This window comes from Streptomyces sp. NBC_00162 (genome assembly GCF_024611995.1).
In the GTDB taxonomy this organism is placed as follows: Bacteria; Actinomycetota; Actinomycetes; order Streptomycetales; family Streptomycetaceae; genus Streptomyces.
In genome coordinates this window covers 4,844,163-4,858,160 of the sequence record NZ_CP102509.1, presented here as the reverse complement: position 1 = coordinate 4,858,160, position 13,998 = coordinate 4,844,163, and the positions used below count along the sequence as shown (strand labels likewise).

Genomic DNA, 13,998 nt, shown 5'->3' with positions numbered 1-13,998 from the left:
CCGTGAGCACCCCCGACGAACTTCCCCTGATCGACCAGAACGACGGCGGCTGCGGCGACGACTGCGCCTGCGGTGACGGCGAGGAGACCGGCCTGGACCCGGCGCTGGCCCAGCTGCTGGAGGACGCCGGGCTGGACCCCGTCGAGGTCGAGGACATCGCCCACATGGCGCTCTCCGAGGACCTGGACGGCGGGGTGGACGTCACCACCGTCGCCACGGTGCCCGAGGACGCCGAGGCCGTGGCCGACTTCATCGCGCGCGAGGACGGCGTCGTGGCCGGACTGCGCATCGCCGAGGCCGTGTTCTCCGTGGTCTGCACGGAGGCCTTCGAGGTGGAGCGGCACGCGGAGGACGGCGACGCCGTCAAGGCCGGGCAGGTCCTGCTGTCCGTACGCTCGCGCACCCGCGACCTGCTCACGGCGGAGCGCAGCGCGCTGAACATCCTGTGCCGCCTGTCGGGCATCGCGACCGCCACCCGCCGCTGGGCGGACGTGCTGGAGGGCACCTCGGCGAAGGTCCGCGACACCCGCAAGACTACGCCGGGGCTGCGCGCGCTGGAGAAGTACGCGGTGCGCTGCGGCGGCGGCGTCAACCACCGCATGTCGCTGTCGGACGCCGCGCTCGTCAAGGACAACCACGTGGTGGCCGCGGGCGGCGTCGCGCAGGCCTTCAAGGCCGTACGGGAGGCCTTCCCGGAGGTCCCGATCGAGGTCGAGGTCGACACCATGGAGCAGATCGGCGAGGTCCTGGAGGCCGGCGCCGACCTGATCCTGCTGGACAACTTCACGGTCGCGCAGACCGCCGAGGCCGTGGCCCTGGTCGCCGGCCGCGCCGTGCTGGAGTCCTCGGGCCGCCTGACCCTGGACACCGCCCGGGCGTACGCGGAGACCGGGGTGGACTACCTGGCCGTCGGCGGGCTGACCCACTCCTCCCCGATCCTGGACATCGGCCTCGATCTGCGCGAGGCGGTGTAACCCGTGCTCCTCACCATCGACGTAGGCAACACCCATACGGTCCTGGGCCTGTTCGACGGTGACGAGATCGTCGAGCACTGGCGCATCTCGACCGACCCGCGCCGCACGGCCGACGAGATGGCCGTGCTGATGCAGGGCCTGATGGGCATGCACCCGATGCTCGGCAGCGAGCTGGGCGACGGGATCCACGGCATCGCGATCTGCTCGACGGTGCCGTCGGTCCTGCACGAGCTGCGCGAGGTCACCCGCCGCTACTACGGCGACGTGCCGGCGGTGCTGGTGGAGCCCGGGATCAAGACGGGCGTGCCGATCCTCATGGACAACCCGAAGGAGGTCGGCGCGGACCGCATCATCAACGCGGTCGCGGCGGTCGAGCTCTACGGGGGCCCGGCGATCGTGGTCGACTTCGGTACGGCCACCACCTTCGACGCGGTGTCCACGAAGGGCGAGTACGTGGGCGGGGTGATCTCCCCGGGCATCGAGATCTCGATGGAGGCCCTCGGCGTACGAGGCGCCCAGCTGCGGAAGATCGAGCTGGCCCGCCCGCGCAACGTGATCGGCAAGTCGACGGTCGAGGCGATGCAGTCGGGCGTGGTGTACGGCTTCGCGGGCCAGGTCGACGGGGTCGTGACCCGGATGGCCAAGGAGCTGGCCGGCCCGAACGGCGACCCGGACGACGTCCGGGTCATCGCCACCGGCGGGCTGGCCCCGATGGTGCTGGGCGAGTCCTCGGTGATCGACGACCACGAGCCGTGGCTGACGCTGATCGGCCTGCGCCTGGTGTACGAGCGCAACGCCCCCAACTTCGAGTAGGGGGACGGGCGTACGGGTGTCCCCGACTTCACCCGCGCGAGCGGGGAAGCCGGGGCACGGGCGGGGCGGCGCTGTTAATGTGACCAAATGCCCCGTGACACGGCGTACTTGGAGATTGCCGACGCCCTCCGGAAGCGGATCCTGGCCGCCGAGTGGCCGGTCGGCGCCCGGTTGCCGTCCCGGGCGCGCTTCGCCGAGGAGTACGCGGTGGGGCAGTCCGTCGCGCAGCGCGCGATGGAGCTCCTGATCATCGAAGGCTTCCTCGAGGGCCGCGCCGGGTCCGGCACCTACATCCGTGTCCCGCGCAAGCGGATGCGGATCCCCCGCTCCCGGCTGCGCCGGCTGAGCGGCCCGGGCGGCCGCGACAACGGCGGCGGGACCTGGCAGGCGCGCTCCAAGGCCCGCACCCCGGCGCCCGAGCGCATCGCCGGGCGGCTGGCCATCTCCACGGGCGACCCGTGCGTGCACACCTCGTACGCCTTCCTGGCCGAGGGGCGGCCGGTGGAGACCTGCGAGTCCTGGGAGCCGATGGCGGTCACGGACCGCACCCCCGTCGTCCTGCCGGAGAGCGGGCCGCTGAAGGGGGCGGGGGTGATCGAGCGGATGCGGTCGATCGGGGTGACGGTCGTGTCGGCGACCGAGATCCCGCGCCCCGCGCGGGCGACCCAGACACAGGCCAATCTGCTCAACATCAGCGTCGGCGACCTGATCACCGAGATCGAGCGGACCCACTACGCGTCGGACGGCCGCCCGGTGGAAACCGCCGACATCGTGATCGCCGACCGCCGCGCGGAAGTCGCGTACGAGATCACGTACGCCTAGTCGCAGCCGTTTCAGCCCCGCCTGGGGGCCCCTCCCAGCGGTAGCTGGGGGAGTTTGAGGCGCGGGGTCCGGGGCGGAGCCCCGAATCTCAGCCCCGCCGGCGTTTGAGGCGCGGGGCCTGGGCGGAGCCCCAGCAGCGGACCCGCACCCATGCGGCCCTGTCCCCCGCACACCCAGCGGAGCGCCCCGGCAGAATGGCCTGATGAGCGTCACCATCGACATCGCCGGGCTCCCCGCCGAGCGGATCTCCTTCACGCCCTCGCCGCTCGCCGAGCTCTGCATGGCCCTGCACGCGCTCTCGCAGCCCGCCCACCACCCCCGGCTCGCCTCCTGGACCGCCGCCACCGCCGCCGCGCTCGATCCGTGCCTCGCGGACCGGCTGCTGGAGGCCGAGTTCATGTGGCGCAGCTCCTTCTCCGACATCTTCATGCCCTTTGCCGGAGTCCCCGGCGGGACCGGCCTGCCCGGCGCGACCCTGGCCGAGGAGCTCGACGTACTCGACCGGATGGACGACGACCGGTTCGTGACGGCCGCCCTGGAGCACTGCTGGCTTGCCACCTACAACGACGGCGGCGGGCCCTCCCCGCTCAAGGACCCCGCGGCCCGGGCCAAGGCGCTGGAGACGGCCGCCGCCCGCGGCCCCCGCCAGCTGGACTTCTCCGTCCGGCTGCTGGACGACACCGCCGCCGTCCGGGTGTGGATGCGGCGGCTCATCGAGGACTGCGACGAGGCGTTCTTCGCCGCGACCTGGAAGCTCGTCGAGCCCGCGCAGAGCGCCGACGCCCGGCACAAGACCGAGCTGCTGCGCCGCAAGGGGCTGCCGGCCGCGCTGAAGGAGGTCTCGGCGGCGCTCGGCGTCGACGAGGGCCGCACCACCATCACCGCCGACAAGATGGTGGACGGATCGACGACCGCCACCGACCACCGAATAGGCACCGGCCTGGTCTTCATACCGACCAACTTCGGCTGGCCGCATCTGCTGGTGCTGCACGCACCGGGCTGGCGTCCGGTGGTCCACTATCCGCTCGGCACCCCCGAACTGGGCTCCCCGCCCGGGTCGGTGGAGCTGCTCCAGCGGCGGATGGAGGCGCTGGCGCATCCCATGCGGATGATGCTGTGCCGGAGCCTGGCCCGGGCCCCGTACACGACGAGCGAGCTGGCGACCGTGTACGGGATCACCGCGCCGGAGGTGTCACGGCATCTGGCCGTCCTGAAAAAGGCCGGTCTGATCCATACGCGACGCCAAGGCCGGTATGCCCAGCATCAGTTGGATCTGCCCGTGGTCGCACGCATCGGCTCGGACTTCATCGAGGGCATCCTGCGCTAGGCGAAGTTCGCCGATATACGGATTTCATAAACCGGAATCAGCTAAAACTCTGGCCAGAGCGGCTCTTTGCTGCATAACGTGCGTCCACCGTTTGGCCCTGCTCGCACTTTTGCCGTGGAAGGACCTTGCATGCCCTCACGCCGTATAGCCGCTGCGACCGCCGCCCTGGCGGCCGCGGCCCTCGTCTCCCCGCTGCTGCTCGCCGGGCCGGCCGGCGCCACGAGCCCGCAGAGTGACGCCGCACGCGGTGACGCGCTGGCCAGGAAGCTGGTCAAGGACGCGACCGGCAAGGGCGCGTACAACCACCTGAAGGTCCTGCAGTCGATCGCGGACTACAACAACGGCACGCGCGTGGCCGGTTCCAAGGGGCACGTGCAGTCGGCGAAGTACATCGAGGCCGTGATGAAGGCGGCCGGCTACGAGGTCACGAAGAACGAGTTCGACTTCGTGTACGTCGAGACCATCGCCGAGAAGCTGACGGTCAACGGCGCGAACGGGCGCGACGTCCCGATCCACCTGATGACCTACACGGCCAGCACCCCGGCCGAGGGCGTGACGGCCCAGGTCGCCGTCGCGCCGGTCGACGCGGACGGTACGAACGGCTGCGAGCCCGGAGACTTCGCCGCCGGCGCCTTCACCGGCAAGATCGCCCTGGTCAAGCGCGGCGGCTGCACCTTCGCCGTCAAGCAGGCCAACGCGGCGGCGGCCGGCGCGGTCGGCGCGGTCATCTACAACAACACCGCGGGGGCCCTGAACGGCACCCTCGGCGACGCGAACGCGGGCAAGGTCCCGACCGGCGGCATCACCCAGGCCGACGGCGAGAAGCTCGCCGCCGACGCCGCGGCCGGTCCGGTCGAGATCACCCTCGACATCCGCCAGTTCCGCGAGAACCGCAAGACGTACAACGTGGTCGCGGAGACCCGCGGCGGCGACGAGAACAACACCGTCTTCCTCGGCGCGCACCTCGACTCGGTCGCGGCGGGCCCGGGCATCAACGACAACGGCTCCGGCTCGGCCGGCATCCTCCAGGTCGCGCAGCGCCTCGCCGGCAGCCAGACGAAGATCAAGAACAAGGTCAAGTTCGCCTGGTGGTCTGCGGAGGAGTACGGCCTGCTCGGCTCCGAGGCGTACGTCGCGGGGCTGACGGAGGAGCAGAAGAAGCAGATCAAGCTCTACCTGAACTTCGACATGATCGCCTCGCCGAACTCCGCGTACTTCGTCTACGACGGCGACGACTCGGACGGCGTGGGCGCGGGCCCCGGCCCGGAGGGCTCCGCCCAGCTGGAGAAGGGGATCACCGACTTCCTCGACTCCAAGAGCATCCCGCACGCGGGCACGGACTTCTCCGGCCGCTCGGACTACGGCCCGTTCATCGAGGTCGGCATCCCGTCCGGCGGTACGTTCACGGGCGCCGAGGGCATCAAGACGCCCGAGGAAGCCGCGAAGTTCGGCGGCCAGGCGGGTGTCGCCTACGACGTGAACTACCACGCCAAGGGTGACGACATCACGAACATCGACCAGAAGGCGCTCGACATCAACGTCGACGTCATCGCGAACGCGGTCGGCCACTACGCCTTCGACCTGGCCCCGCTCTCGAAGCCGGTCGTCTCCGTGCCGACGCCCGGCGGCAGCACGGGCGGCGGCGGCCTGCACGAGGGCCACGACGAGGTCACTCAGTAGGAACGAGCTCTGAAGGTCTGAAGATCTGGCGGAGGGGGCGGGGTCCCGGAAGGGATCCCGCCCCCTCCTGTCATGTCGCCTACGCGTCCTCGCCGGTCCAGGCCGGGATGCCGACCGGCTGGACGAGCCAGCCGAAGGCGCCCAGGCCCGTGCGCGAGGTCAGTTCCGCCGCTTCTCCCGCGGAGGCGAGGCCGCGGACGTAGCCCGCCGGGTCCGTGGAGGCCAGGGACAGCGGGGGGCGGGCGCCCGAGACGCCGAGGGCGGTCAGCGCCTCGCGCTGGGTCAGCAGCACCGAGTCCGGGCCCGCGCACGCGTCCAGTGCCACGTGGGCGGTGACATCGCAGCTGCCGTCCGGGACCGGCGGGACCTCCCGGCCCCCGCGGAAGCCCGTCAGCGTGCCGTACGGGGGCCTCGCGTCCCGGGTGTGGGCGTAGTCCACCGCCACCGCCAGGCCCCGCTCCAGGCTCGCCACCGCCGTCGCCCAGGCCTCGTCGCGGGCCCGGCCGATCTCGGCGCGGCCGCCGCCGGGCCACCACCGCTCCAGCCAGGCCAGGTCCGCGCCGTCCAGCGGGCCGCCGGGGCTCTCCGTACCGTCCGGCGCGACCAGGACGTACCGCCCGTCCTCCGCGACGTCGAGGGGCACGTTGTCCAGCCATTCGTTGGCGAAGAGCAGCCCCGTCGTCCGTTCGGGTGGCGCCGCAACCCAGCAGATCCGCGCATCGAGCCCCGGGGGCCGCTCCGCGCGCTCCACGGCGTACGGACGCACCCGCGCGGCCACCTCGGCCGGCAGCGCGGCGAGCACCCCGGCCAGCAGCTCGGCCCGCCCGGCGCCCACGTCGACCAGGTCCAGTTCCGCCGGGTGGCCGAGCTGCGCGTCGACCCACCGCAGCAGCCGGGCCACGGCACCCGCGTACAGCCCCGAGGCGTGCACGGAGGTGCGGAAGTGCCCGGCGGGGCCGGGCCCGTCCGGCCGCACGTAGAAGCCGCCGGGCCCGTACAGCGCGTTTTCCATCGCGCTGCCCCACCGGACCGGAGTCGCGTATCCACCCTGGGTGCTCATCACACGAAGGCTATGCTCACCCTCCACCTTGGGGAGTACGCCCCCAGGGCGAGGTTGGAACCTCTGGTTGACTCCAGCACCTATCTGCGTTCCCTACTCTGGGTTACGTGCAGCGCCTCTACGACTTCCTCCGCAGACACCCGACGGGCGTCGACAGCTTCTGGGCTGTCCTCCTCTTCGGGGTCTCGATGCTGAACGTCGTGTCCGAGACCTCCATCGGCGGCTCCATGAAGCTGGCCGCCGTCCCCGTGGTGGTCGCGCTGAGCACGGCCGTGGCACTGCGGCGCAGGTGGACGCAGGCGATGTTCTGGCTGACCCTCGGAGCGGGGGTCTACCAGCTGGCCCTGGGCATCGTCGCGGGGTTCTACGACGTCGCCATGTTCGTGATCCTGTTCACCGTCGCCGCGAGCGAGGTCCCGCGCTGGGTCTCGCGCACCGCGCTGGGCTGGGGGCTGGCCGCCGCGCCGCTCTACTTCCTGCGGAACGGCGTGGACAAGGGCACGAACGAGGTCGACACCCTCCTCTTCGCCCTCTTCATGATCGTCCCGTTCGTCCTCGCCTGGGTGATGGGCGACTCCCTGCGCACCCGCCGGGCCTACTACGCCCAGCTCATCGAGCGGAACCAGCGGCTGGAGAAGGAGCGCGAGGCCCAGGCGAAGGTGGCCGTGGCCGGCGAGCGCGCCCGGATCGCCCGCGAGCTGCACGACGTCGTCGCGCACAACGTCTCGGTGATGGTGGTCCAGGCGGACGGGGCGGCGTACGTCATGGACGTGGCTCCCGAGCAGGCCAAGGAAGCCCTCCAGACCATCTCCGGCACCGGCCGCCAGGCCCTCGCCGAGATGCGCCGGCTGCTGGGCGTGCTGCGCACCGGTGAGCCGCAGGAGTCCGAGGACTACGTGCCCCAGCCGGACGTCGAGCAGATCGAGGTCCTGGTCGAGCAGGTACGGGCGGCGGGGCTGGCGGTGGACTTCGAGGTCGAGGGCGCGCCGCGGCGGCTGCCCAGCGGCGTCGAGCTGACCGCGTACCGGATCGTGCAGGAGGCGCTGACCAACACGCGCAAGCACGGGGGCCCCGACGCGACGGCGAGCGTCCGGCTGGTCTACTTCGACGACGGGCTCGGCCTGCTGGTCGAGGACGACGGGCGGGGCGCGGCACACGAGTTGTACGAGGACGGCGGCGCCGACGGCGCCGGGCACGGCCTGATCGGCATGCGCGAGCGGATCGGTATGGTCGGCGGAACCCTGGACACCGGGCCGCGGCCCGGCGGCGGCTTCCGGATCAGTGCGCTGCTTCCCCTGAAGAAGAGTTGAAGAGGACGAGGTAACGGATGTCCATCCGAGTGATGCTGGTCGACGACCAGATGCTGCTGCGCACCGGCTTCCGGATGGTGCTCGCCGCCCAGCCGGACATGGAGGTCGTCGCCGAGGCGGGCGACGGCCTGGAGGCGCTGGAGGTGCTGCGGGCCACGAAGGTGGACGTGGTGCTGATGGACGTGCGCATGCCGAGGCTCGACGGGGTCGAGGCGACGCGGCGGATCTGTGAGCCGGAGGAGCACCCGAAGGTCATCATCCTGACCACCTTCGACCTGGACGAGTACGCGTTCTCCGGGCTGAAGGCGGGCGCGAGCGGCTTCATGCTGAAGGACGTGCCCCCGGCCGAGCTGCTGGCGGCGATCCGCTCGGTGCACAGCGGCGACGCGGTGGTCGCTCCGTCCACGACGCGGCGGCTGCTGGACCGTTTCGCCCCGATGCTGCCGTCGACCACGCAGGAGCCGCAGAACAAGGAGATCGAGCGGCTGACGGAGCGCGAGCGCGAGGTCATGCTGCTGGTGGCCCAGGGCCTGTCGAACGGCGAGATCGCGGCCCGGCTGGTCCTGTCGGAGGCGACGGTCAAGACCCACGTGGGCCGCATCCTGACGAAGCTGAGCCTGCGCGACCGGGTCCAGGTGGTGGTCCTGGCATACGAGACGGGCCTGGTCCGCGCGGGCGGCGGTTCCGCCTGACCGGTTCCGCCTGATCACGACGGTCCCTCTCGGGCCGCCGCCGTTGGCCCTACGCCCCGGCTTCGGTTTCCGGCGCCGTCATCCACCGGTCCGGACGGGCCGTGGCGCGCGAGGTGTGCGAGCGGGCCGCCTGGGCGCGCAGCAGCTCGGCGGCCTCGGCCGCCGCCCGCAGCCGGGCGGTGACCGTGCCGTTCGCGCCGGTGTCCACGTGCACGTCGGCCACCCCGCGGGCCCGCTCCCAGGGGCCCTGGGTGAGGCGGACGCTCTGCACCTTGGCGTGCGGGACGATCTCCGTACGGCGGCACAGGCGGCCGTGCCGGGCGGCGAACACGTCCGGGGAGACGGCCAGGGCGTAGCCCTTCCACCACACCGGGACCACCCAGCGCGAACCGGCCCCCGGGGAACCGGTGAACGACAGGGCCGCCAGGTCCACCCCCGGCAGCACCCGGGCGATCACGGCGTGCGCGGCGGCCCGCGACGCCACCGGGACCAGGACCTCGTTCTTCGAGCCCGCCACGGCCAGCTCCACGCGGACCCAGTCGCGCCGCCGCCACAGCAGCGGCTCCACGATCCGTACGGTCTGCACACGACCCGGCGGCACGGTCTCGTGGGCCCGGTCCAGCAGTCCGTGGTCCAGGCGCAGTCCGTCCGGGGACTCGGCGACCCGCCAGTCGTACTCGGCGAGGAACCGGCCCGCGCTGCCGGCCCAGACCGCGCCGAGCATCGGGAGCAGTGTGACGACGGCCGCCCACGGGTTGGAGCTGAGCCACCACACCACCACCGGCGCGACGAGCCCGCCAGCCAGCGCCGCCCAGACGCCGAGGCTCAGCAGCAGCGACACGGCGAGATCGCGCGGGCGCACGCCCAGCAGCTCGCGCTCGGGGGCCTCGCCCAGGCGCACCGCCTCCTCGGGGGCGAACCCGGCCGCCCGGGCCAGGAGCTCGGCACGCAGGGCCACGGCCTCCTTCTCGGAGAGGAAGGCCAGCTCGTCCTTGTCCTCGGTGCCGATGACGTCGAGGCGGAGTTTCGCGACCCCCACGAGGCGGGCCAGCAGCGGCCGGGTGACGTCGACCGCCTGGATCCGGTCTAGGCGGATGTGCGCGGCGCGCCGGAACAGCAGTCCGGTGCGGATGCGCAGCTCCGTGTCGGTCACGGAGTAGTGCGTGAACCACCAGCTCAGGAACCCGTACAGGCCGAAGACCAGGACCAGGGCCGCCAGCGCCAGGATCCGCAGCACGGCGGGCTGGTCCGCTATCCATGCCTGTGCCTTCTCGCCCTGCTGGAGGACCACGCCGACGGTCGCCGCGATCGGCACCCACGCGCGGCGCAGCGGGGTGAAGGGGTGCAGCCGCTGCTCGGGGCTGGACACGGGCTCGGTCACAGGCCGGCCGACCTTGCCTGGCCGAGCTCGGTCAGCCGGTCGCGCAGCCGCTCCGCCTCGGCCGGCACCAGGCCCGGGATCTTGGCGTCCGTCGCGGCAGCCGCCGTGTGCAGTTGTACGGAGGCCAGCCCGAAGCGCCGCTCCACCGGGCCCGAGGTCACCTCGACCAGCTGCATCCGCCCGTACGGGACCACGGTCTGCTCCCGCCACAGCACGCCCCGGCTGATCAGCAGGTCGTCCGCGCGTTCGGCGTACCGCCAGGACCGCCAGTTCCGGCCGATCAGCACCCAGCCCCAGGCCAGGACGAGGAGCCAGACCACCCCCAGGAGCGCCCAGACCGGGCCGACGGACAGGCCCAGGACGACCCCGGTCGCCACCGCCGCGACCACCGACCAGAGCACCAGCAGCATGCGGCGCAGCGCGAGCAGCCCGCCCGGCAGACCCACCCACTCGGGCTCCCGCGTCTCACCCGTCGTCCCCGTTTCCATCCCTCAAGCGTAGGGCTGAGACAATGCCCGCATGACGGAGACCACGGTCGGCATCGGCGGGGCGGCGGAGAGCACCGACATGGTGCTCAACATCGGCCCCCAGCACCCTTCCACGCACGGCGTGCTGCGCCTGCGCCTCGTCCTGGACGGCGAGCGGATCGTCAGCGCCGAGCCGGTGGTCGGCTACATGCACCGCGGCGCCGAGAAGCTGTTCGAGGCCCGCGACTACCGGCAGATCGTGATGCTCGCGAACCGCCACGACTGGCTGTCCGCGTTCTCGAACGAGCTCGGCGTGGTCATGGCGGTCGAGCGGATGCTCGGCATGGAGGTCCCCGAGCGGGCCGTGTGGATGCGGACGCTGCTCGCCGAGCTGAACCGGGTGCTGAACCACCTGATGTTCCTCGGCTCGTACCCGCTCGAACTGGGCGGGATCACCCCGATCTTCCACGCGTTCCGCGAGCGCGAAGAGCTCCAGGCCGTCATGGAGGAGATCTCCGGCGGCCGCATGCACTACATGTTCAACCGCGTCGGCGGCCTCAAGGAGGACCTCCCGGCCGGCTGGCTCGGCCGGGCCCGCGAGGCCATCGCCGACGTCCGCACCCGCATGGACGTCTACGACAAGCTCGTCCGCGGCAACGAGATCTTCCGCGGCCGCACCCGCGGCGTCGGCGTCCTGTCCGCCGAGGCGGTGCACGCGTACGGGGTCTCCGGCCCCATCGCCCGCGCCTCCGGCGTCGACTTCGACCTGCGCCGCGACGAGCCGTACCTCGCCTACGGCGAGCTCCAGGACGTCCTCAAGGTGGTCACCCGCACCGAGGGCGACTGCCTGGCCCGCTTCGAGGTCCTGCTGGACCAGACCCACAACGCGCTCGACCTCGCCGTGGCCTGCCTGGACCGGATGGCCGAGCTCCCGCCGGGCCCGGTCAACCAGCGCCTGCCCAAGGTCCTGAAGGCCCCCGAGGGCCACACGTACGCCTGGACCGAGAACCCCCTCGGCATCAACGGCTACTACCTCGTCTCCAAGGGCGAGAAGACCCCGTACCGGCTGAAGCTGCGCAGCGCCTCGTACAACAACATCCAGGCCCTCGCCGTGCTCCTGCCCGGGCAGCTGGTCGCGGACATGGTGGCGATCCTGGGCTCGCTGTTCTTCGTGGTCGGAGACATCGACAAGTAGCCATGAAAAACGGATGTGCCCGGGGATCCGGCTCGTAGGCTGGGCCGATGACCACTGGCATATTCGCCGACTATCTGCGACGGCTCGGCATCACCGGACCCCACACCCCGTCCGTCGAGGGGCTCTTCGCCCTCCAGCGCGCCCACCTCGAGCGCGTCCCGTACGAGAACATCGACATCCAGCTGGGCCGGCCGCCCGGCATCGATCCCGAGCTGTCGGCCCGCCGCTTCGGCGCCGGGAGGGGCGGCTACTGCTTCCACCTCAATGGCGGTTTCGGCGCGCTGCTCGACTCGCTCGGCTACGACGTCACCCGCCACGTCGGCGGGGTGTACGAGGAGCCCGACGCGCGGGAGGTCAACGGCAACCACCTGACGCTGACCGTACGCATCGACGGCGAGGCCTACTTCGTCGACGCCGGACTCGGTGACGGCCCGCACGAACCGCTGCCGCTGCGCGAGGGCAGCTACGAACAGGGCGGGTTCCTCTACCGTCTGACGCGGCTCGAGGGCGCCGAGCAGGGCTGGACCCTCCACAACACCGGCGGCCCGTTCCCCGTCATGAACTTCCGCACCGCCCCGGCGGTGATGGCCGACTTCGCCCAGGAGCACGCGCGGCTGTCGACCGCGCCGGACTCCTCGTTCATACGGACCCTGTCGCTGCTGCGCCGCGACGCGACGGGCATAGACCTGCTGCGGGGCCGGGTGCTGAGCCGCATCGACCCCCACAAGGGACCCGTCGACCGGGAACTGGGCGGCCCCGAGGAGTTCTTCGACGTGCTGGCGGGGGTCTTCGGACGGGAGCTCGACGATCTGACCCCGGTGGACCGGGCCGCGCTGTGGGACCGCGTGAACCAGGCCCACGAGGCATGGCTGGCGTCCCGGCCGGCCTGATGTCGGTGCGGCAGGGCAGACTTGGGGCATGTCCCACTCACCACGCCGCGCCTGCCCCGCCTGCGGCCGCGACTGCGCCGTGACCGCCGGCCGGATCGCCCGCCACGATCCGCCGGCCGGGCGGGAGCGCGGCGATCTGGTGTCCTGCCCCGGCTCGCGGGCCCGGGTGATCCTCGGGGCGTCGGCTCCGACTCTGGACGGTTTCGTCCTGGGGCCGCATCCGGGGCAGTTGCCGCTGTTCTGAGCCCCTGTCCACAGACTGTGGACAACTTGTTCGACGTCAAGCCGGCCGGGGGCTAGGAGATCGCGGTGCGCAGCCGGGCCACGTCGATCGGCTCGGTCTCGTCGTGGGCCGTCAGGTCGATGACCTGGCCGCCCGCCGCGGGCTCCTCGTCCGGCGCCGCTTCGGCGGCAGGCTCGGCGGCCGCATCGGTGACCGGCTCGGCGACCGGCTCGTCGGCCGCGGTCCGTGCCGACTCCGCCTCGTGGACCGCGAGGGCCTCAGCGCCGACCACGTCGGCCAGGTCCTCGTTCTGGACCGCCTCGATCGCCGCGCGAGCCTGTTCCGCGTTCTTGGTGCCGAAGAAGTCGAAGCCGCCCTCGACGCGGGAGGCGGTCCGCCGCTGCGCCGCGTACGGTGCCACCGCCGCGGCCGGCCGGCGGGCCGGGACCGAGGCCGCCGAGGCGGGCGCGCCCGCCGGCAGCGCGCGGGTGTGCGCCCTGCGGGCCAGCGCGCTCAGGGCCGCATGGGCCTTGGCGTACCCGACCGCGGTGGGCGCTCCCGCCGCGGTGCGCTCCTCGGAGGCCGCCGTGAGCTCCTTGGGAGCCGCTGCCGGGCTCGCGGTGGCCTCGATGGCCAGCAGTCGGCGGCCCTCCAGGGCGCTCGCGCGCTCGGTCTCGGCGGTCGCGTACCGCCGCAGCAGCGCCGCGTGCTCGCCGCGCAGCCCGGCCAGTTCGACGCGCTTGGCACGCAGCTTGGCGTCCAGCCTGGCGCGCAGCAGCCGGGCTTCTTCGAGGTCGGACTCGAGCTCGGCTATCCGCTCGTCCGTCTTCCACTCGTCCTTGACCCGCTCGCGCGCGAGCTCCGCGACGCGGCGGCCGGCCGAGCGGTCCCAGGCGCGCATCACGACGGCGCCCGCGACCCCGGCGGTCGCCGTGAGGGCCACGAGCAGCCTCAGCGCCACTGGTTCCGCGAGCAGCCAGGCCGCTCCGGCGCTGGCGAGGGACACGCCGGCGACCGTCGTCGGCGTGAGAAGCCGGTGCAGGGGTTCTGGATTGCGGTGGCGTCCACGGGGCATGGCCTGAAATTTACAGGGCGTGGAGGCCATGTGGGATACCCGCCCGGCAATCTCTTGCCGGGCAGTTGACCCACAATTCTCCATCAACC

At 72.3% G+C, this 13,998-nt stretch carries 14 protein-coding genes; 10 read left to right on the top strand and 4 right to left on the bottom strand.

Annotated elements, in window-relative coordinates; genetic code table 11:
* Window positions 1-2: 2 nt before the first annotated feature.
* The 5 genes from nadC (at window position 3) to JIW86_RS22655 (ending at window position 5,616) form a co-directional block, all read left to right on the top strand.
* A complete protein-coding gene (gene nadC, locus JIW86_RS22675; protein ID WP_257555674.1) occupies window positions 3-974 on the top strand; it encodes a carboxylating nicotinate-nucleotide diphosphorylase in 972 nt (323 codons plus the stop codon).
* Window positions 975-977: 3 nt separating this feature from the next.
* Window positions 978-1,787: a type III pantothenate kinase gene (locus JIW86_RS22670; RefSeq protein ID WP_215147887.1), complete on the top strand. Its 810-nt coding sequence runs from the start codon at window positions 978-980 to the stop codon at window positions 1,785-1,787.
* 87 nt (window positions 1,788-1,874) lie between these two features.
* A complete protein-coding gene (locus tag JIW86_RS22665; RefSeq protein ID WP_257555673.1) occupies window positions 1,875-2,609 on the top strand; it encodes a GntR family transcriptional regulator in 735 nt (244 codons plus the stop codon).
* 202 nt (window positions 2,610-2,811) lie between these two features.
* On the top strand, window positions 2,812-3,936 hold the full coding sequence (locus tag JIW86_RS22660) for a DUF5937 family protein (protein ID WP_257555672.1): 1,125 nt from the start codon (window positions 2,812-2,814) through the stop codon (window positions 3,934-3,936).
* A gap of 129 nt (window positions 3,937-4,065) precedes the next feature.
* Window positions 4,066-5,616 carry a M28 family metallopeptidase gene (locus tag JIW86_RS22655; protein ID WP_215147893.1) on the top strand — a complete coding sequence of 517 codons (1,551 nt, stop codon included), beginning with the start codon at window positions 4,066-4,068 and terminating at the stop codon, window positions 5,614-5,616.
* Window positions 5,617-5,695: 79 nt separating this feature from the next.
* Here JIW86_RS22655 and JIW86_RS22650 read toward each other — a convergent pair whose 3' ends face one another.
* Window positions 5,696-6,676 (bottom strand): SAM-dependent methyltransferase, encoded by a 981-nt coding sequence (locus JIW86_RS22650; protein WP_257555671.1) that lies wholly within the window; start codon window positions 6,674-6,676, stop codon window positions 5,696-5,698.
* A gap of 107 nt (window positions 6,677-6,783) precedes the next feature.
* Here JIW86_RS22650 and JIW86_RS22645 point away from each other — a divergent pair, with 107 nt between their 5' ends.
* Window positions 6,784-7,986, top strand: coding sequence for a sensor histidine kinase (locus tag JIW86_RS22645; RefSeq protein ID WP_257555670.1), 1,203 nt, complete (start codon window positions 6,784-6,786; stop codon window positions 7,984-7,986).
* 17 nt (window positions 7,987-8,003) lie between these two features.
* Window positions 8,004-8,678 carry a response regulator transcription factor gene (locus JIW86_RS22640; RefSeq protein WP_215147906.1) on the top strand — a complete coding sequence of 225 codons (675 nt, stop codon included), beginning with the start codon at window positions 8,004-8,006 and terminating at the stop codon, window positions 8,676-8,678.
* A gap of 49 nt (window positions 8,679-8,727) precedes the next feature.
* On the opposite strand, the gene JIW86_RS22635 is transcribed toward JIW86_RS22640, so the two are convergent.
* Window positions 8,728-10,059: a PH domain-containing protein gene (locus tag JIW86_RS22635; RefSeq protein WP_257555669.1), complete on the bottom strand. Its 1,332-nt coding sequence runs from the start codon at window positions 10,057-10,059 to the stop codon at window positions 8,728-8,730.
* Window positions 10,056-10,547: a PH domain-containing protein gene (locus JIW86_RS22630; RefSeq protein WP_257555668.1), complete on the bottom strand. Its 492-nt coding sequence runs from the start codon at window positions 10,545-10,547 to the stop codon at window positions 10,056-10,058. Before JIW86_RS22630 ends, JIW86_RS22635 begins: the two co-directional genes overlap by 4 nt.
* A 31-nt stretch (window positions 10,548-10,578) precedes the next feature.
* Between JIW86_RS22630 and JIW86_RS22625 the strand changes: the two genes are divergently transcribed.
* The 3 genes from JIW86_RS22625 to JIW86_RS22615 are packed head-to-tail and all read left to right on the top strand — an operon-like array spanning window position 10,579 to window position 12,855.
* Entirely contained in the window at window positions 10,579-11,721 is a 1,143-nt protein-coding gene (locus JIW86_RS22625; protein ID WP_215147912.1) for an NADH-quinone oxidoreductase subunit D, read from the top strand.
* Between the two features lie 47 nt (window positions 11,722-11,768).
* Window positions 11,769-12,611, top strand: coding sequence for an arylamine N-acetyltransferase family protein (locus JIW86_RS22620; RefSeq protein ID WP_257555667.1), 843 nt, complete (start codon window positions 11,769-11,771; stop codon window positions 12,609-12,611).
* Between the two features lie 28 nt (window positions 12,612-12,639).
* Window positions 12,640-12,855, top strand: a complete 216-nt coding sequence (locus JIW86_RS22615) for a hypothetical protein (RefSeq protein ID WP_257555666.1) — start codon at window positions 12,640-12,642, stop codon at window positions 12,853-12,855.
* Between the two features lie 52 nt (window positions 12,856-12,907).
* On the opposite strand, the gene JIW86_RS22610 is transcribed toward JIW86_RS22615, so the two are convergent.
* The gene (locus JIW86_RS22610) at window positions 12,908-13,909 is read right to left on the bottom strand and encodes a hypothetical protein (RefSeq protein WP_257555664.1); all 1,002 of its coding nucleotides are present in this window, start codon (window positions 13,907-13,909) and stop codon (window positions 12,908-12,910) included.
* Between the last annotated feature and the right edge of the window lie 89 nt (window positions 13,910-13,998).

Bases quoted from the DNA above. Each gene is read 5' to 3' on its own strand.
- JIW86_RS22665 (WP_257555673.1), top strand. From the start codon at position 1,875: ATGCCCCGTGACACGGCGTACTTGGAGATTGCCGACGCCCTCCGGAAG.
- JIW86_RS22620 (WP_257555667.1), top strand. From the start codon at position 11,769: ATGACCACTGGCATATTCGCCGACTATCTGCGACGGCTCGGCATCACC.
- JIW86_RS22615 (WP_257555666.1), top strand. From the start codon at position 12,640: ATGTCCCACTCACCACGCCGCGCCTGCCCCGCCTGCGGCCGCGACTGC.
- JIW86_RS22630 (WP_257555668.1), bottom strand. From the start codon at position 10,547: ATGGAAACGGGGACGACGGGTGAGACGCGGGAGCCCGAGTGGGTGGGT.
- JIW86_RS22625 (WP_215147912.1), top strand. From the start codon at position 10,579: ATGACGGAGACCACGGTCGGCATCGGCGGGGCGGCGGAGAGCACCGAC.
- JIW86_RS22640 (WP_215147906.1), top strand. From the start codon at position 8,004: ATGTCCATCCGAGTGATGCTGGTCGACGACCAGATGCTGCTGCGCACC.
- JIW86_RS22655 (WP_215147893.1), top strand. From the start codon at position 4,066: ATGCCCTCACGCCGTATAGCCGCTGCGACCGCCGCCCTGGCGGCCGCG.
- JIW86_RS22650 (WP_257555671.1), bottom strand. From the start codon at position 6,676: ATGAGCACCCAGGGTGGATACGCGACTCCGGTCCGGTGGGGCAGCGCG.
- JIW86_RS22660 (WP_257555672.1), top strand. From the start codon at position 2,812: ATGAGCGTCACCATCGACATCGCCGGGCTCCCCGCCGAGCGGATCTCC.
- JIW86_RS22610 (WP_257555664.1), bottom strand. From the start codon at position 13,909: ATGCCCCGTGGACGCCACCGCAATCCAGAACCCCTGCACCGGCTTCTC.